This window comes from Campylobacter concisus, assembly GCF_002913545.1.
Taxonomy (GTDB): Bacteria; Campylobacterota; Campylobacteria; order Campylobacterales; family Campylobacteraceae; genus Campylobacter_A; species Campylobacter_A concisus_AV.
Window position 1 is genome coordinate 15,970 of the sequence record NZ_PPBR01000041.1, and the last position, 16,453, is coordinate 32,422.

Genomic DNA, 16,453 nt, shown 5'->3' on the forward strand with positions numbered 1-16,453 from the left:
AAACGGTAATCAAACGAGAAAGGAGCAAAAAATGGATAGTGTTATACGTTTTAGTGTTTCTTTGCCTAGTCAATTGCTAGACGAACTAGATAGAAAAGTTAGCGAACAAGGCTACGCTTCTAGGAGTGAATTTACAAGGGATTTGATCCGTGAAAAGATCGTAAGCGACAGCTGGAAGGACGCTGACGAGGAGTTGATTGGGGTTTTGACGCTCATTTATGTGCATCATCACAACGATTTGGTGAATAAAAAAATGGATATCGAGCATGACTCTGATGTGAAGATCATCTGCACAAATCACGTTCATGTCGATCACCACAACTGCCTAGAAACGATCTCGATAAGAGGTGAGGCTAGCAAGATAGAGCGCTTTGCTGACAGGATTGCTGGCTTAAAGGGTGTTAAGTTTTCTAAACTTACAAAGGCCGCTGTGCCTAAATTTTAAGCTAAAAGCTTTTTTGGCTCTTAAATTTAGGTTTTTTGTAAATAGCTAGCAGCGCTTTCTTGGCTGCAGAGCTTGTCTTATTTTGTCTTTTTGGTTGTTTTTAGCAGTTTTTGTGATCTATTTTTGCAAATTGATAGCGGGTTTTGCTATTTCTTGCTTGCCTGATATCTTTTTGTGGCGAAAGTTTGATGACCGTTTGTTTTTTTTACTTGGGCTTTGGCTAAAGCTAAATTTGCAAAAGCCCGCCCAAGTTTTTTGGCTTTAAATTTCTCCCTTTTTTTTGCTTTATTTTTGTTCTAGCATTTTTGGCGCTTGTATGCTATCATTAGCCACAAAAAATGTCATTTAAAGAGAATGAAAGATGAATTTTTACAATAGAAATTTTCTAGCCAAAGAGCTAGATCGCTGGCAAAAAGAGGATGTGGTCGATAAGGCCACCGCTTTAAAAATAGCAAATTTATATGATATAGATATAAACGCTCATAGCGAAAAGACTAGCTTTATCTTAAAGTTGGTTGCCTATCTCTTTTTCGCGCTTGCATTTTTTACGCTAGTTGGCGCAAACTGGGAGGAGATGCCAAGGCTGATACGCTTGGTGCTTGTGCTATTTACGCTTGGACTTGTAAATTTTGGCGGAGTTTATTATCTCAAAAAGGGCAAAGATAAGCTTGGCACGGCTACGCTCTTTTTGGGAAATTTCTGCTACGGAGCAGCCATAGCGCTTATCGCTCAAATTTATAACATTAGCGACGAGCCAAGCGGTGGAGTTTTGCTCTGGAGCGTTGGAGCAATGGCGCTCTCTTTTGCTAGCAAAAAGGGTCTGCTAGTGGCTCAAAGCCTTGTCTTTGCGACGATCTGGTTTGTTTTAAAGGGCATGGGCGGCGAGTTTGCTTATGAATTTATCGTCTTTATAGCCCTTGGCGCCTACACGCTTTACAAAAGTGACTCGGCATTTCTTGCGATTGTGCTTTTAGCGGATATATTTTTATACATCGTTTCACTTTGCGCTAGGATCAGTGGGTTTAACGAATTTTATGACTATGATCTTATGTTTAGAGCGCCGATGGCTGCTACTTTATCGCTCTCATACGCGCTTTTACTTGTCGCGCTCTTTAGCCCGTTAGCTGGCTTTAGAGATAGGCTAGCGCACCTTGTAAAAGGCTTTGGCAAGTATCTTGGCATCATTATCTTGATCGTTTGCCTGATAGCTTATGCAAATGGCGACATCTACGAGCTAGAAGAAGATAAATTTTGGTTTGCAAAAGCATTTTTTTATAGCAGTTTTGGCAAGGTTTTTGCTGTATTTGGCATCGCTAGCATTGCGCTATTTTTCAAAGAGAAAAACAAAAGCGGCTTGCTTCTTGGCTTGATACTCTTTGCTTTGCCATTTGTCTTTAGCTTAGGCGTGGGATATGCAAATATCTTCTTCTCGCTAGCAAACATCATCGTCGCAGCCGTGCTTATCAAAAATGGCGAGCTAACGCTTGGACTATGCATGATATTCTTAGTTGCGGTGGTTAGATACTTTGAGCTAATAGGCGATTATTTGGGGGCTACGGCGCTATTTATCATCTTTGCCTTCGTCGTGCTCGCAGTTGCTGCTAAAAAAGGACGTACAAAATGAAGATAAGATCACTAATACTAGCTATAATCTTTCAAATTTTACTAATAATTGCGATGCTCGCATACGCGCTCATGCCACTTTACCTTGGAAAAGAGATAAAAGTGAGGGTAAATCTCTACGATCCAAGGGATCTCTTTCGCGGAAACTACGTGAGCTTGAGCTATGATTTTTCAGATTTTTCAAATCTGCAGCAGTCTAAATTTGATGAAAAAACTGGCGTTGAGATATATATATATGATAGAAATATCTCAAAAAATGATGAAATTTACGCCATTTTAAAGCAAGATGCTAATGCCACTTACGCTTTTGATAAATTTAGCTTTACTAAGCCAAAAGACGTTCTTTTCTTAGCTGGTAAATTTGATGGATATTCATTTGTAAAATACGGCATCGAAGAGTTTTACATGCCAACTAAAAAGGCAAAGCAGACTGAGCGAGAGATGATGGATCAAGACGTGGATGCTGTTGCTGTTTTGATGGTGATGGATGATGGCAGGGCAAGGCTAAAAGATCTCATCATCACGCCAAATGGCAAAAAAAGAAGCAATGATGAAAATTTTGATGAAAATGGCTACACAGATGATAACGAGAGCTTTGAAGAGCCAGTTCGCTTGCAAGATCAAAGGTAAATTTAAAGGATAATTAAAAAACGGGTTAATTTATCTCATTTGCATAAAATGCCCTTAAATTTTAATTTTATTTTTAAATTTAAGCGTTAAAATCTCTGAAAATTAATAAAAAAGGATAATAAAATGTGTAAAGATTGCGGTTGTTCAATGGGTAATCACGCCCACACTCACACTCATGCTGATGGCACCACTCACTCACACCCACACACTCACGACGGGCATACGGATCACGCTCATGACGCACACGAGCATAGTCACGAGGCTCACGCACACCCTGTGCTAAACGAGAGCAAAACCATAGACGTGATAGAGAAAATTCTATCTGAAAACGACAAAGAGGCTGCTCACAACAGAGCGCATCTTGATGAGAAAAAGATACTTTGTGTAAATTTGATGAGTAGTCCAGGCGCTGGCAAGACTACGCTTTTGGAGGCTACGATAAAGGCTGGTAAATTTAAAATAGGCGTTGTCGAGGGAGACTTGGAGACCAATCAAGATGCCGACCGCATAGTAAAAGCTGGCGCAAAAGCTCATCAGATAAGCACAGGTCAGACCTGCCACTTAGACGCTTTTATGGTGCATGAGGGACTTCATCACCTGCCGTTAAATGAGCTTGATCTAGTCTTTATAGAAAATGTTGGAAATTTAGTTTGCCCTGCAAGCTACGATGTCGGCTCACACTTTAACGCTGTGCTTCTTTCAGTGCCAGAGGGCGATGATAAGGTGAGCAAATATCCAGTGATGTTTAGGGCTGCTGACGTGCTTTTAATCACAAAAGCATCGCTTGCGCCACACTTTGACTTTGACATCGAGCGAGTGAAAAACGACGCTAGAAAGCTAAATCCAAAGGTCGATATCTTTGTAGTAGATAGCAAAACAGGCGAGGGCATCGATAAATGGATAAGTTATTTGGAATTTAAAAAAGAGCTAAGATAATGTGCCTCTCAATACCTTCAAAAGTAATAGAAATAGATGAAAATAACGTTGCCACCGTTGAGACACTGGGCGTTACCAGAAAAGTAAGCCTAGATCTCATCTCTGAAGAGGTAAAAGTTGGCGAATACGTGCTAATTCACGTTGGATACGCCATGCAAAAGATCGACACGCAGTTTGCGCTTGAGAGCTTGGAGGTCTATCAAAAGATCGCTGAAGATATGGACGCGGGGAAAATTTGATGGATCTTATCAATGACTTTCGCGATAAAAATTTAATCCTAGCCCTTTCAAAACTCATACAAAAAGAGAGCGTAAAACCGCTAAATATCATGGAAATTTGTGGCGGCCACACGCATAGCATTATGAAATTTGCACTGCCAAGCTTGGTTGGAGAGCATATAAATTTCGTCCATGGCCCAGGCTGTCCAGTCTGCGTGATGCCAAAGAGCCGCATAGACGAGGCCTGTAAGCTTGCTAGTATGGAGAATGTGATCTTTTGCACGCTAGCTGACATGCTAAGAGTGCCTGGCTCAAAGACAAGCTTGCAAAAGCTTCGCGGCGAGGGACACGACATAAGGGCACTTTACACACCACTTGATGCGCTAAATATCGCTAAACAAAACCCAGACAAAAATGTCATATTTTTTGCTATTGGCTTTGAGACGACGACTCCGATGAGCGCAAATTTGGTTGAAAAAGTGGTGCAAGAGGGCATTAAAAATTTATACTTTCATATAAATCACGTGACCGTCCCAGCTCCAGTTAGAGCTATAATGAGCGACGAAAACGTAAGGATAGACGCATTTTTGGGACCAAGTCACGTAAGCGTCATCACGGGTAGCAAAATTTATAAAGAGCTAGCGAGTGAATTTAAAAGACCGATTGCCATTAGCGGTTTTGAGCCGCTTGACATCATGGCAAGTGTGCTAAATTTAGTCCGTCAGCAAAACGCAGGCACATATGAAGTCTATAACGAGTACGCAAGGGCGGTTAAAGAGGAGGGCAACGTCAAGGCAAAAGAGCTCATCGCTAAGTATTTTGAGCCGTGCGACTTTGTCTGGAGAGGTCTTGGCGAGATAGCGCAAAGCGGTATGAAGCTAAAAGATGAGTTTGCCTATCTTGACGCTAGAGTGCAGTTTGACTGCAGCGTAGAGAGCGCTGGCGAGAGCAAGGCTTGCATTTGTGGGCAAATTTTAAGAGGGCTAGCAAAGCCGACTGATTGTAAGGTCTTTGGCAAGGTTTGCAACCCGCAAAATCCGATAGGATCGTGCATGGTATCAAGCGAGGGCGCTTGTGCGGCATATTTTAAATACGCAAGAGTTGGTTAAGGAATTTAATGAAAAAGATAATGCTAAGCCACGGCGGCGGCGGCGAGGAGATGAACTCGCTTATAAACGAGACGATATTTAAAATTTTTGATAATGAAATTTTAAGGCAGAGCAACGACTCAGCGATACTAAATTTAAACGGCAAGATCGCATTTAGCTCCGATAGCTTTGTGGTAACTCCCATTTTTTTTAATGGCGGCGACATCGGTAAGATCGCAGCTTGCGGCACGATAAACGACCTTGCGATGGTTGGAGCAAGCGCAAAATATCTAAGCTGCTCGCTCATCATTGAAGAGGGGCTTAGTATAGAGGAGCTCGAGCGTGTGCTTGGCTCGCTTGCAAAAACTTGTAAAGATAGCGGCGTGAGCGTAGTTTGTGGCGATACGAAGGTCGTGCCAAAGGGCAAATGCGACAAAATTTTTATAAACACAGCAGGTATCGGCGAGATAGTTTGCGAAGGCGTGGAGCTTAAAAATTTAAAAGCAGGGGCAAAAATTTTAATCTCTGGAGATGTTGGCAGACACGGCGGTGTGGTGCTAGCAGCAAGAGAGGAATTTGAGCTTGGTCTTGATCTAAAAAGTGACTGCAAGAGCCTAAAAGAGGTTGTTTTAAAGCTGCTTAGCTCTGGCATAAAGCCACAAACTATGCGTGATGCGACAAGGGGCGGACTAAGTGCGGTGCTAAATGAGTGGGCTAAATTTAGCAAATTTGACATCTTAGTTTTTGAAGAAAATATCAAGGTCGCAGACGAGGTGATGGGCGTTTGCGAGCTGTTTGGATTTGAGCCTTATGAACTTGCAAATGAGGGCACTTTTGTGATGGCTGTCGATGAGAGCCAGGCTGAAGAGGCACTTAAAATTTTAAGAGAATTTGATCAAAACGCGATGATAATTGGCAAGGTTTTGGAAGCTAAAAACGAGCGTGTCATCATCGAAAACGCCTATAAATCAAGAAGATTTCTCGAGCCGCCAAAGGGTGAGCTACTACCAAGGATCTGCTAATGCACGAGCTTAGTATCGTTCAAAATTTAGTCAGTCTTTGCGAGAAAAATGCTGCCAAAGAAAACGCCAAAGAGATAAGTAAGATCGAGATAAAAGTTGGCCGCTTAAGCGGAGTGGAGCCACACTATCTAGAGAGTGCCTTTGATGTTTATAAGACTGGCACGATCTGCGAAAACGCCGAGCTAGTCATAAATTTACAAGGCATTGTTGTAGAGTGTTTGGATTGTGGATTTGGCGGGGAGCTTAGCGAAAATGACTTTACCTGTCCAAAGTGTAAAAGCCAAAATTTAAAGGTGACTGACGGCGAGGATATGTATCTTATGCGCCTTGAGATGAAGTAAAATTTTACGTATTATAGTGCGTAAAATTTTATGAATTTATTGATTTTTATGGATAGTGTTAAATTTTTCTCAATCAAACGCCTAAAGAGCTATAAAAACGAGTAAGAGCATAAAAAGAACTTTTTGCTAGTACAGGCTGGCTTAAAAACTTGGTATTTTGGAAATTGCCACTAGAAATTTAGCTTTTAAGGCTTTGGTGGATAATAATAAGGTAGATATTTTAAGCTCTTTTGGCGGCTACTTTGAGCTAGATGATCTCTTTGTCTCAAAGCAAACTTTTGGATTTTGGGCAAAAAACATCGATGAAGCCAAAATTTACAATGATACCTTCAATCTTGATAAGCTTGATTTTAAAAAGTATTTTAAATTTAACCGCAAAAATAAACTTTTAAACTATCAAAAAGTAAAGATTTTATATGACCTTGCTGTTAAAATTCGAAATCGAGCATTTCATTTTGAAAATCTTTATAAGTTAAATGACGATCAAACGCCGAGAATTTCAACTAAACTTTAGTAGGCATTGATCCGCAAATGTTAGAAGATTTCATTAATGATGCATTGTTTTGTTTTGATGAGGGTCTGGCAAGATACTTAGAATGAGTGGCGGATAATAAGCTCCGCCGTAAATTTTGTAAAAGTCAGACTAAACAATAATATTTTTGCGCAACACTTTACTCAAATATCAAAAACGGAGCTTGCAGGACGTTTCTTATTATCTTTAGTGGCGAGAGCAGGGCGTCTTGCAAGATCTGCGTCGAGTACTCCGGCTTTTCAGTCGTGCCACGTATGGCGATGACGGTTGAGAGCGAGCGGTCTTTGCCAAGGATGATTTGGTTGATAAGTGGGATCTTGTCGATGATACCGCTTGCGTCTTTTAGTATCTTTAGCTCAAGGTCGATGTTTATCTTTTTGCTCTTTAGATCGATCGTGCCGCGTCCGCCGATATCTGCGCTCGTGCCTATCATCTCAATCGCTAAAAACTCGATCACGTCGCCCTTTCTTGTAAGTAAAATTTTGCCGTTTTTAACAGTAAAGCCCTTGTCGTTAAAGTCAGGCGTTTTAAAGCTAAGAAGCGACGGCACCGAGTTTAGAAAGCTTAAAAGCCTTTGATAAAAGATGTAGTCTTTTAGATACGTGCCAAAAAATCTCACCTCAGCCTTGAAATTTTTAGAGCTCTCCCCAAGCATTTTTAGGCGAAATTTACCGCCCTCAAAGCTCTTTATGCCAAAAAGGTCGTTGATAAACTCGCCGCTTATATCAGTTGCATCTAAATTTATGCTTTTCTCATCGCTAAAATATCCGACTCTGCCTTGTTTTGCTAGCCCATTTAGAGAGGTGCTTTTGCCCTTTTTTTCGGCGCTAAAGCTAGTAAATGGCAAGGTTTTGTTTAGATCTTGCAAGATGATGTCGCCATTTTTTGCAAAGAGCTCAAGTGGCGTGCTTTGCTCTTTTGTGCTGTTGTCATCAAGGACAAGCAAATTTAGGTCGTTGCTCTTAGCCTCTATGCCTTTTTCGGCGATATTTAAAGAGAGTTTTTTGCTTGCACTCTGCACCTTTACGCCAGCCTTTGAGACCGTGATCAAAAAGTCGTCACTATCATATTTTGAGCCATTTTTATCCAAAAACGGCATGTCAAATTTAAGCCCTTTTGCCAAAATTTCAAGATTAGTAAAGTCCTTGCTTTTTATGCTCACATTTTCAAAGCCAAGCACACCATTTTGCTTTAAAACTGGGGAGTTTTGCATGATAAAGTTGCTATTTTTCGTAGCTATCAAGCTCTCATTGCCAAAGCTTAAATTTAGTCCAAAAGGCTCAATGCTAAGCGTGGTCTCACTTGGCTTACTAAAGTCAAGAAGCGCGCTAAATGGTTCATTTTTAAAGGCTAAAATTTCATCATTTTTCTCTTTTAGATCAAAGCTTTCTATGACGCCTTTTATCTCGCCGATGCTTTTTTGTAAATTTATATCTGCTTTTGCATTTGCTCTGAAAAAATCAAGCCCAAAGCCGCTTGCATCGATGTTTAGCACAGAAGTATTTACGAGCTTTACAAGGGCACTTTTAGCGTTAAATTTACTCCCAGCGATATCTAAAACAGCATCACTTATCTTAAAGTCGCCATTTGCGATGACGCTCTTTTCGTCAAAATTTTCTAAGCTCTTTTCATCAAGCTTTATCAAAATTTTTAAGCTAGCGTCCATTTTGCCGCTTAGCTGCCTAACTGGCACGTTGATCTTATAAGCTCTTAGTATCTCATTTATCGCCTCATCGTAAATAGAATTTGTCTTTATAAAAAGCTCTAAATTTGCACTCTTTTCATCAAAGATGTTATTTATCGCGACATTTGAGCCATCAAGCTTTTTGCCTTTATAAACTGGAGCTGTAAGGTCAAATTTAAGCTTCGAGTTATTAAGCGTGATGTTTGCCTCACCTACATTTACAGCTGGCAAGCCTTTATCAAATTTAACAAGTAAATTTTTGGCATTTGCAGTCGCATTTAGATCGTTTAGATAAAAGTCATTTTTGGCAATATCGACCTTGCCGTTTATCTCATTTAGGTGATAGTCATCAGCCACGATGTAGCCATATATCCAGTTTTTAACCTCGCTGTTTAGGTGTATGCGACTATCAAGCTCAGCGATGAAGTCCTTGATACTGCCAGCATTTACGTCATAGGCTTTGTAGGTTAAAAGTGTATCTTTTAAGGCAAAGCTAAGCTTGCCATTTAACTCGTGCGAGGTGAAATTTCCATCAAATTTATAGTCATCCTTGTCAAAATTTGCACTGCCCTCGCCGCTAATGCTGACGTTAAAATCTTTAAGGCTTAAATTTTTTACTATGAAGCGATCTATGCCATCTTTCTGCTTATTTTGAAATTTGATATCGATGTTTAGATAAGGGCTATCAACGAAAAATATATCATCTAAAAATAAAATTTTGATCTTAAAATCATTGCCGATTTGCACGCTCTCAAGCGAAATTTCTTGAAAAAAGGTCTCAAGATAATCAACGCCTTGACTAAGGTTTAAAAGTTGCTTGTCGCTGGCTTTTTGCTCTGCGTTTTGTTTAAAATTAGGTAGTTTGATCTGCTTTGCTCTTACAATTAATTTTTTATCTAACTTTATATATAATTGCTCCAATTTTACGCCGTAAAACTCGAAATCGTTAATTTTTATGCCGTATTTTAAAAGCAAAAGAAGCGAAAGAATTAAAATGATAGAAAATTTTATAAAAAAGCCATACCTAGATATTTTCTTTGATATCGTACTCATCGTCGTCCTAAGTGTATTTGTCTATTTGGCACGCCCCATAAACACGAGCAAAGTCGTCTTTGTGCCAAAGGGAAGTGTGGGCGAGATTATATCTTATTTAGCTAATCGCAACTTTAACTTAAGCGCCATAGATAAATACGCCATGCGCTTCATCGGCTCGCCTCAGTCTGGCTGGATCGAGATAGGCAAAGATAAAATTTCAAGGGTTGATTTTTTAAAAAAACTTGCCAAGGCAAAGGCTGCGATGACCGAGATCACGCTCATCCCTGGCGAAACTACTATCGTTTTTTTAAACCAGATAGCAGCCCAGCTTGGACTTGACGGAGCTAAACTAAATAGCGAGTATAACGCCCTTGCGCCAGTGAGTGACGGCTTTTTGATGCCAAATACTTATAAGATCCCAGTTGGCATCAGCGAGAGGCATCTGGCATATTACCTTGTAAATTCATCCAAAAAGGCGCAAAGCGAGATTAGCAGAAAAATTTTTGGCGAATACAACGAGAAAAAGTGGTTTAAAATTTTAACCATCGCTTCAATCATCCAAAAAGAGGCTGCAAACGACGCTGAGATGCCACTTGTCGCCTCAGTCATCTACAACCGCCTAGATAAGGGCATGAGACTGCAGATGGATGGCACGCTAAATTATGGCATCTACTCGCACGATGTGATCACGGCTGAGCGCATAAGAAGCGACATGAGCGAGTTTAACACCTATCTAAACGACGGCATACCGCCAAGTCCAGTTTGCTGCGTCTCTATAAGTGCGATAAAAGCGGCGATAAACCCTGCAAAGAGCGATTATCTATACTTTGTGCTTGATAAAAAGGCGAAAAAACACATTTTTTCAAAAACCTTAAGCGAGCACAATCAAAATATCGCAAAATAGGGCTAAAATACAACTAGCTTTAATAAAAAACGTGATAAATTTCAAAAAATCAAAAGGGCTAAAATGAGTGACATTATCTGGACTAAAACCGACGAAGCACCGCTATTTGCAAGCTACTCTCTCTTTCCTATCGTTAAGAGCTTTTTATCACGTGCTGGCATTAGCATAACTAGGGCTGACATAAGCTTGGCTGGGCGAATTTTATCTCTTTTTAGCAAAGAGCTTGGGCTAAACAAGGCCGATGAGTTAGAGCTTTTGGGCGAGCTAACCGCGCACAAAGAGGCAAATATCATAAAACTGCCAAACATCTCAGCCACGCTAGTTCAGCTAAAAGCAGCCATTGATGAGCTTAGAAGCAAGGGGATAAACGTGCCATTTTACCCAGACGAGATCATCACAGACTACGACGAAGAGGTCGCTAAAAAATATGCAAAAGTGCTAGGAAGTGCGGTAAATCCTGTGCTAAGACAAGGAAACTCAGACAGAAGAGTTTTGCCACCGGTTAAAGAATTTGCTAAAAAGCATCCACATAGCAACGGCAACTGGGATAAGGCAAATAAAACTAAAATTTGCTACATGCAAAAGGGCGATTTTTACGAAAATGAGCGCTCAATCATCGCTAGCAAAGATGAGAAATTTTATATAAATTTCATAAGCATGGAGGGCAAAAAAGAACTTTTAAAAGAGCTTGCCGTTCAAAGTGGCGAGATCGTAGATGCGGCATATTTAAGCGTAGATGAGCTAGATAAATTTTATGAAAGCTGCTTTGACGAGGCAAAAAAAGAAAATTTAACCCTTAGCCTTCATCTAAAATGCACGATGATGAAGGTTAGCGACCCAGTCATCTTTGCTCATGCGATAAAGAGCTATTTTAAAGAGGTTTTTGAGCTATTTGGTGAAGAGTTTAAAACTCACGGCGTTGAGGCAAAAAATGGCTTAAAAGATATGTTTTCTAAAATTTCAACTCTTAAAAACAAAGATCAAATTTTGGCTAAATTTGATGAAATTTTGAGCAAAAAAGCAAAAATTTGGGCACTAAATGAAAATGCCAGCAACTTTGACGTGCCAAATGATGTCATCATCGACGCCTCAGTGCCAGCACTCATTAGAAACTCTGGCAAGGTAAAAGATAGAAGTGGCGAGCTAAATTTCTCACTTTGCATGATCCCAGATAGGACCTACGCTAGGGTTTATGAGGCCTGCGTGGCGGACTTTAAGGAGCATGGTGCGCTTGATGTGAGCAAGATCGGCAGCGTAGCAAACGTGGGGCTAATGGCCAAAAAGGCCGAGGAGTACGGCAGCCACGATAAGACTTTCATCGCAAAAGAGGACGGAGAATTTGTTGTTTGCAACGAAGCTGGCGAGAGCGTCTTTAAATTTAGTGTTAAAAGTGGCGACATTTTTCGGATGACGCAGGCTAAAGACGACGCGATAAATGCGTGGTTTGAGCTTGCTTTAAAAAGAGGCGAAATTTCAAAAGATGAGCTTATATTTTGGCTAGATAGCAGCCGCGCTCACGATAGAAATTTGATAGCTAAATTTGACAAATTTAGAGATAAATTTACTAATGCTGGCGTGAAATTTGAAATTTTAAACTACGAGCAAGCAACTATAAAATCGCTTGAAGCAATAAGAGCTGGCAAAAACGTCATAGGCGTCACTGGCAACGTTTTAAGAGACTATTTAACCGATCTTTTCCCGATATTTGAGCTAGGTGGTAGCTCAAAAATGCTCTCAGTAGTGCCACTACTTGCTGGTGGAGCGATGTTTGAGACCGGTGCTGGTGGGACGGCTCCGACGCTTGTAAAAGAGCTAAAGGAGAAAAATCACCTGCTTTGGGACAGCTTGGGCGAGTTTTTAGCGCTTAGTGCTTCGCTTGAACATCTAGCGTTTTTTAGGCAAAAAAAAGAGGCAAAGGAGCTAAGTGACGCGCTAAATAGAGCTGTTGCTAGCTATCTAGATGAAAACAAAACGCCAAACGCCACTCTTGATACTAGAGAGTCGCACTTTTATCTAGCATTCTTTTGGGCGAGAGAGATGGCAAAAAGTGGCGGGGTTTTAAGCGTAATTTTTGAAAATTTAGCAGACGAGCTAGAGAAAAACGAGAGCGAAATTCTAAAGCAGATCAGAGAAAAAGATGGTGCAAGCGTGGAATTTGGCGGATACTACCTGCTAGATGAAGCAAGAGCAAATGAGGTCATGAGACCAAGTGAAATTTTAAATCAAATAATAGGATAAGAGATGAAAATAAGTGTAGTTGGAGCTGGAAACGTCGGTGCTAGCATAGCTTATGCGCTTTGCATGAGAGAGCTTTGCGATGAGATCGCGCTTGTGGATATATTTGGTGACGTGGCGCGCGCAAAAGCGATCGATCTAGCGCAGTCAAGCTGCGTCTTTAACGCAAAAACTAGCGTTTGTGGTGGCGATGATTTTGTGCTAATTGAAGGCAGTGACATCGTCATAGTCACAGCTGGAAGCCCAAGAAAAGAGGGTCAAACAAGAGAAGATCTACTACTTAAAAACGCCGTTGTCGTAAAGCAAACAGCGCAAAAGATAGCTGAATTTGCCAAAAATGCAGTGATAATAGTCGTCACAAATCCGCTTGATGTGATGGTCTGGACGGCTCATAAATTTAGTGGTTTTAGCAAAAACAAAGTGATCGGCATGGCTGGCGAGCTAGATAGCGCAAGGTGCAGATATGAACTAGCGCTTTTAAAAGATAAGGACGCTAGCAAGCTAAGAGCAAAGATCGTCGGCGCTCACAATGACGAGATGATCGTATCAGCTAGCAATATAAGCGAAAAATTAAATGAAAATGAGCTAAAAGTGCTCAAAAAAGAGACAAGCACTGGTGGCGCAAAGATCGTTAAGCTCCTTGGCACATCAGCTTACTACGCGCCAGCGGCTGCAGCTGTGAAGATGTGCGAAATGATCGTTGGCAAGAGCGATGAGATAATAAGCGCTAGCGTGCTAATAGATGATGAGCTAAGCTGCGGCAGGCTAGTAAGGCTCGGACGTGATGGCTTAAAAGAAATTTTAGAGCTAAATTTAGACGAAGACGAGCAAGAACAACTAAACAAAAGTGAAGCTGAAATTAGAAAAAATATCAAATTTTTAAAAGAAAACTTAGAGTAGGAAGATATATGATCGTAAAAGAAAATGTCCCAGTTTGGGTCGATGAGAGCAGGTGTAAGGCCTGTGATGTCTGCGTGAGCTACTGCCCAGCAGGCGTGCTAGGTATGAGGCTTGAGCCAAAGGCGGTGCTTGGCAAGATGATAGAGGTGGTCTATGCTGACTCATGCATAGGATGCCGTGACTGCGAGCTTCACTGCCCTGATTTTGCCATTTATGTGGCGGAAAAGGGCTTTAAATTTGCAAAGCTAACGCCTGAGAGCAAAGAGCGAGCTGCAGCCGTAAAGGCAAATAAATTTGCAAAACTTGGAGAGAGCGCATGAGAGAGGTAGTATCAACTGGAAATGCCCTAGTAGCAAGGGCTGCGGTCGAGTGTGGCTGTAACTTCTTTGGCGGATATCCTATCACTCCAAGCAGTGAGATCGCCCACGAGCTAAGCGTGCTTTTGCCAAAACATGGCGGCACATTTATACAAATGGAAGATGAGATAGCTGGAATTTCCGTAGCTCTTGGTGCAAGTGCGAGCGGTGCTAAGGCGATGACTGCAAGTTCTGGTCCTGGAATTTCCCTAAAGGCTGAGCAAATAGGTCTTGGCTTTATCGCTGAGATACCGCTTGTCATCGTAAATGTCATGCGTGGTGGCCCTTCAACTGGCCTACCAACCCGCGTCGCACAAGGCGATATCTTGCAGGCTAAAAACCCAACTCATGGCGATGTAAATATGATAGTGCTAGCCCCTAGTAGCTTAGAGGAGTGCTATACGCAGACCGTGCGTGCTTTTAATCTCGCAGCTAGGTTTATGACGCCAGTTATGCTGCTACTTGATGAGACGATAGGCCACATGCAAGCAAGGGTTAGTTTGCCAGAAATCAGCGAGCTAGAAATTTATAAAAGAAGAGAATTTAGTGGCGAGCCAAAAGAGTATAAACCCTACGAGGCAGCACCAGACGCGCCAGCCACGCTAAATCCTTTCTTTAAAGGCTATCACTACCACATAACTGGGCTTCATCACGGCGCTACTGGCTTTCCAACAGAAGATGGCAAGATCGTTGAATACTCGATAAATAGGCTGTTTAACAAGATAAATTTACACACTGATGAGTGCGAGAAATATGAAGAGTTTATGTTAAATGACGCTGAAATTTGTATCATCGCCTTTGGTAGCGTGGCTCTTTCAGCTAAGCAAGCTATCTTAAATTTACGTGAAAAAGGGCTAAAAGCAGGGCTATTTAAGCCACTCACACTTTTCCCAGCTCCAGCTAAAAAGCTAAAAGAGATATCAGATAAATTTAAGAAAATTTTGGTCTGCGAGCTAAATTTAGGTCAATATAGTGGCGAAATTTCAAAGATCATCTTAAGAGATGACTTTGCAAAACTGCTAAAAGCAAACGGCAGACCGATAAGCCCAAGCGAGATCGAGGCGAAGATAGGAGAAATTTATGGCTTTTAATTACGATAAATATTTACGAACAGATAAAATGCCTACTCTTTGGTGCTGGGGCTGTGGCGACGGCGTCATACTAAAGGCGCTCATCCGCGCTATCGATACCATGGGTTGGGACATGAACGACGTTTGCGTGGTCTCAGGCATAGGCTGCTCTGGTCGCTTTAGCGGATATCTTGACTGCAACACCATACACACAACTCACGGCAGAGCCGTAGCTTACGCGACTGGTGTAAAGATGGCAAACCCAGACAAGCACGTCATCGTGGTAACTGGCGACGGCGACGGACTAGCGATCGGAGGCAACCACACGATACACGGATGCCGCCGAAATATCGGGCTAAATCACATCTTAATCAACAACTTCATTTACGCGCTAACCAACTCGCAAACCAGCCCAACCACGCCAAAGGGCATGTGGACGGTCACAGCGCAGTATGGCAACATCGATCCTAGCTTTGACGCCTGTAAGCTCGCAACTGCTGCAGGTGCTAGCTTTGTCGCGCGTGGAAGCGTCATCGAGCCAGAGAAGCTTACAAAGCTCTTTGTAGAGGGCTTTAGCCACGATGGATACAGCTTTTTTGATGTATTTTCAAACTGCCACATAAATTTAGGCCGCAAAAACAAAATGGGCGAGGCGGTGAAAAATTTAGAGTGGATAAAGGGCCGCACGACGAGCAAGGTCAAATTTGACATGTTAAGCGACGAAGAGAAAAAGGGCATTTTCCCACTTGGCGTGCTTCACAAAGATGAAGAAAAGATCGAATACACCAAAGCTTACGACAAGGTAAGAAAGGCTGCTATGAGCAATGAAGCGATAAATTTTGAGGAGCTAGCATGAAGTCACAATTAAGATTTGTCGGCGTTGGCGGACAGGGCGTCATACTAGCAGGCGAGATCCTCTCAGCTGCCAAGATAAAAGCAGGCGGATACGGCGTCAAGGCATCTACCTACACATCTCAAGTGCGAGGCGGCCCAACAAAGGTCGATATCATACTAGATGAGAAAGAAATTTTATATCCTTACGCAAACGAGGGCGAGATAGACTTTATGCTTGCCACCGCGCAGATAAGCTACAACGCCTTTAAAAGTGGCGTGAAAGAGGGCGGTGCGATCGTTGTTGAGCCAAATTTGGTAAAAGTAAGCGACGAGGACAAAAAGCGCTGGAAAATTTATGAAATTCCTATCATCTCTATCGCAAAAGACGAGGTCGGAAACGTCATCACTCAAAGCGTCGTGGCTCTTGGTGTGGCTGTGGCGATGAGTAGGTGCATGGATGAAAATTTAGTGCGTGAAGAGATGCTAGCAAGCGTGCCAGCTAAGGTCAAAGAGGCAAATGCAAAAGCTTATGAGCTAGGTCTAAAATACGCAAAAGAGCTTTTGAAATAAATTTTTGGCTAAATTTAAATTTAGCCAAAA

At 41.7% G+C, this 16,453-nt stretch carries 17 protein-coding genes; 16 read left to right on the forward strand and 1 reads right to left on the reverse strand.

Going from position 1 to position 16,453, the window contains the following annotated elements:
* Positions 1-31: 31 nt before the first annotated feature.
* The 9 genes from nikR to CYP05_RS10105 all read left to right on the forward strand — a co-directional run bounded on the left by nikR (position 32) and on the right by CYP05_RS10105 (position 6,817).
* Positions 32-445, forward strand: a complete 414-nt coding sequence (gene nikR / locus CYP05_RS03005; RefSeq protein ID WP_103606748.1) for a nickel-responsive transcriptional regulator NikR — start codon at positions 32-34, stop codon at positions 443-445.
* 361 nt (positions 446-806) lie between these two features.
* A complete protein-coding gene (locus CYP05_RS03010; protein ID WP_103641962.1) occupies positions 807-2,069 on the forward strand; it encodes a DUF2157 domain-containing protein in 1,263 nt (420 codons plus the stop codon).
* Positions 2,066-2,698, forward strand: a complete 633-nt coding sequence (locus CYP05_RS03015) for a GDYXXLXY domain-containing protein (protein WP_103641963.1) — start codon at positions 2,066-2,068, stop codon at positions 2,696-2,698. Before CYP05_RS03010 ends, CYP05_RS03015 begins: the two co-directional genes overlap by 4 nt.
* A gap of 123 nt (positions 2,699-2,821) precedes the next feature.
* Complete coding sequence (gene hypB, locus CYP05_RS03020; RefSeq protein WP_021093192.1) at positions 2,822-3,634, forward strand: hydrogenase nickel incorporation protein HypB; 813 nt, start codon at positions 2,822-2,824, stop codon at positions 3,632-3,634.
* Positions 3,634-3,873 carry a HypC/HybG/HupF family hydrogenase formation chaperone gene (locus tag CYP05_RS03025; protein ID WP_009293878.1) on the forward strand — a complete coding sequence of 80 codons (240 nt, stop codon included), beginning with the start codon at positions 3,634-3,636 and terminating at the stop codon, positions 3,871-3,873. The genes hypB and CYP05_RS03025 overlap by 1 nt, the downstream gene beginning before the upstream one ends.
* Complete coding sequence (hypD, locus tag CYP05_RS03030; RefSeq protein ID WP_103641964.1) at positions 3,873-4,961, forward strand: hydrogenase formation protein HypD; 1,089 nt, start codon at positions 3,873-3,875, stop codon at positions 4,959-4,961. Before CYP05_RS03025 ends, hypD begins: the two co-directional genes overlap by 1 nt.
* Before the next feature lie 8 nt (positions 4,962-4,969).
* Entirely contained in the window at positions 4,970-5,962 is a 993-nt protein-coding gene (gene hypE, locus CYP05_RS03035) for a hydrogenase expression/formation protein HypE (protein WP_103641965.1), read from the forward strand.
* The gene (gene hypA / locus CYP05_RS03040; protein ID WP_021087609.1) at positions 5,962-6,303 is read left to right on the forward strand and encodes a hydrogenase maturation nickel metallochaperone HypA; all 342 of its coding nucleotides are present in this window, start codon (positions 5,962-5,964) and stop codon (positions 6,301-6,303) included. Before hypE ends, hypA begins: the two co-directional genes overlap by 1 nt.
* A gap of 196 nt (positions 6,304-6,499) precedes the next feature.
* Positions 6,500-6,817, forward strand: a complete 318-nt coding sequence (locus tag CYP05_RS10105) for a hypothetical protein (RefSeq protein ID WP_258031502.1) — start codon at positions 6,500-6,502, stop codon at positions 6,815-6,817.
* 157 nt (positions 6,818-6,974) lie between these two features.
* Here CYP05_RS10105 and CYP05_RS03050 read toward each other — a convergent pair whose 3' ends face one another.
* Positions 6,975-9,440 (reverse strand): AsmA-like C-terminal domain-containing protein, encoded by a 2,466-nt coding sequence (locus CYP05_RS03050; protein ID WP_103641969.1) that lies wholly within the window; start codon positions 9,438-9,440, stop codon positions 6,975-6,977.
* A gap of 73 nt (positions 9,441-9,513) precedes the next feature.
* Here CYP05_RS03050 and mltG point away from each other — a divergent pair, with 73 nt between their 5' ends.
* The 7 genes from mltG to CYP05_RS03085 all read left to right on the forward strand — a co-directional run bounded on the left by mltG (position 9,514) and on the right by CYP05_RS03085 (position 16,423).
* On the forward strand, positions 9,514-10,458 hold the full coding sequence (gene mltG / locus CYP05_RS03055) for an endolytic transglycosylase MltG (RefSeq protein WP_103641966.1): 945 nt from the start codon (positions 9,514-9,516) through the stop codon (positions 10,456-10,458).
* Between the two features lie 63 nt (positions 10,459-10,521).
* A complete protein-coding gene (locus tag CYP05_RS03060) occupies positions 10,522-12,696 on the forward strand; it encodes an NADP-dependent isocitrate dehydrogenase (RefSeq protein WP_103641967.1) in 2,175 nt (724 codons plus the stop codon).
* Positions 12,697-12,699: 3 nt separating this feature from the next.
* Complete coding sequence (locus CYP05_RS03065; protein ID WP_021089104.1) at positions 12,700-13,593, forward strand: lactate/malate family dehydrogenase; 894 nt, start codon at positions 12,700-12,702, stop codon at positions 13,591-13,593.
* An 8-nt stretch (positions 13,594-13,601) separates the two neighbouring features.
* Positions 13,602-13,913 (forward strand): 4Fe-4S dicluster domain-containing protein, encoded by a 312-nt coding sequence (locus CYP05_RS03070; protein WP_012001805.1) that lies wholly within the window; start codon positions 13,602-13,604, stop codon positions 13,911-13,913.
* Complete coding sequence (locus CYP05_RS03075) at positions 13,910-15,040, forward strand: 2-oxoglutarate synthase subunit alpha (protein ID WP_103641968.1); 1,131 nt, start codon at positions 13,910-13,912, stop codon at positions 15,038-15,040. The genes CYP05_RS03070 and CYP05_RS03075 overlap by 4 nt, the downstream gene beginning before the upstream one ends.
* A complete protein-coding gene (locus CYP05_RS03080) occupies positions 15,030-15,875 on the forward strand; it encodes a 2-oxoglutarate ferredoxin oxidoreductase subunit beta (RefSeq protein WP_009293868.1) in 846 nt (281 codons plus the stop codon). Before CYP05_RS03075 ends, CYP05_RS03080 begins: the two co-directional genes overlap by 11 nt.
* Positions 15,872-16,423: a 2-oxoacid:acceptor oxidoreductase family protein gene (locus tag CYP05_RS03085; protein WP_021087611.1), complete on the forward strand. Its 552-nt coding sequence runs from the start codon at positions 15,872-15,874 to the stop codon at positions 16,421-16,423. The genes CYP05_RS03080 and CYP05_RS03085 overlap by 4 nt, the downstream gene beginning before the upstream one ends.
* Positions 16,424-16,453: the final 30 nt, after the last annotated feature.

Excerpts from the sequence above, each read along its gene's own strand:
- nikR (WP_103606748.1), top strand. The coding sequence starts at position 32 with ATGGATAGTGTTATACGTTTTAGTGTTTCTTTGCCTAGTCAATTGCTA.
- CYP05_RS03010 (WP_103641962.1), top strand. The coding sequence starts at position 807 with ATGAATTTTTACAATAGAAATTTTCTAGCCAAAGAGCTAGATCGCTGG.
- CYP05_RS03015 (WP_103641963.1), top strand. The coding sequence starts at position 2,066 with ATGAAGATAAGATCACTAATACTAGCTATAATCTTTCAAATTTTACTA.
- hypB (WP_021093192.1), top strand. The coding sequence starts at position 2,822 with ATGTGTAAAGATTGCGGTTGTTCAATGGGTAATCACGCCCACACTCAC.
- CYP05_RS03025 (WP_009293878.1), top strand. The coding sequence starts at position 3,634 with ATGTGCCTCTCAATACCTTCAAAAGTAATAGAAATAGATGAAAATAAC.
- hypD (WP_103641964.1), top strand. The coding sequence starts at position 3,873 with ATGGATCTTATCAATGACTTTCGCGATAAAAATTTAATCCTAGCCCTT.
- hypE (WP_103641965.1), top strand. The coding sequence starts at position 4,970 with ATGAAAAAGATAATGCTAAGCCACGGCGGCGGCGGCGAGGAGATGAAC.
- hypA (WP_021087609.1), top strand. The coding sequence starts at position 5,962 with ATGCACGAGCTTAGTATCGTTCAAAATTTAGTCAGTCTTTGCGAGAAA.
- mltG (WP_103641966.1), top strand. The coding sequence starts at position 9,514 with ATGATAGAAAATTTTATAAAAAAGCCATACCTAGATATTTTCTTTGAT.
- CYP05_RS03060 (WP_103641967.1), top strand. The coding sequence starts at position 10,522 with ATGAGTGACATTATCTGGACTAAAACCGACGAAGCACCGCTATTTGCA.
- CYP05_RS03065 (WP_021089104.1), top strand. The coding sequence starts at position 12,700 with ATGAAAATAAGTGTAGTTGGAGCTGGAAACGTCGGTGCTAGCATAGCT.
- CYP05_RS03070 (WP_012001805.1), top strand. The coding sequence starts at position 13,602 with ATGATCGTAAAAGAAAATGTCCCAGTTTGGGTCGATGAGAGCAGGTGT.
- CYP05_RS03075 (WP_103641968.1), top strand. The coding sequence starts at position 13,910 with ATGAGAGAGGTAGTATCAACTGGAAATGCCCTAGTAGCAAGGGCTGCG.
- CYP05_RS03080 (WP_009293868.1), top strand. The coding sequence starts at position 15,030 with ATGGCTTTTAATTACGATAAATATTTACGAACAGATAAAATGCCTACT.
- CYP05_RS03085 (WP_021087611.1), top strand. The coding sequence starts at position 15,872 with ATGAAGTCACAATTAAGATTTGTCGGCGTTGGCGGACAGGGCGTCATA.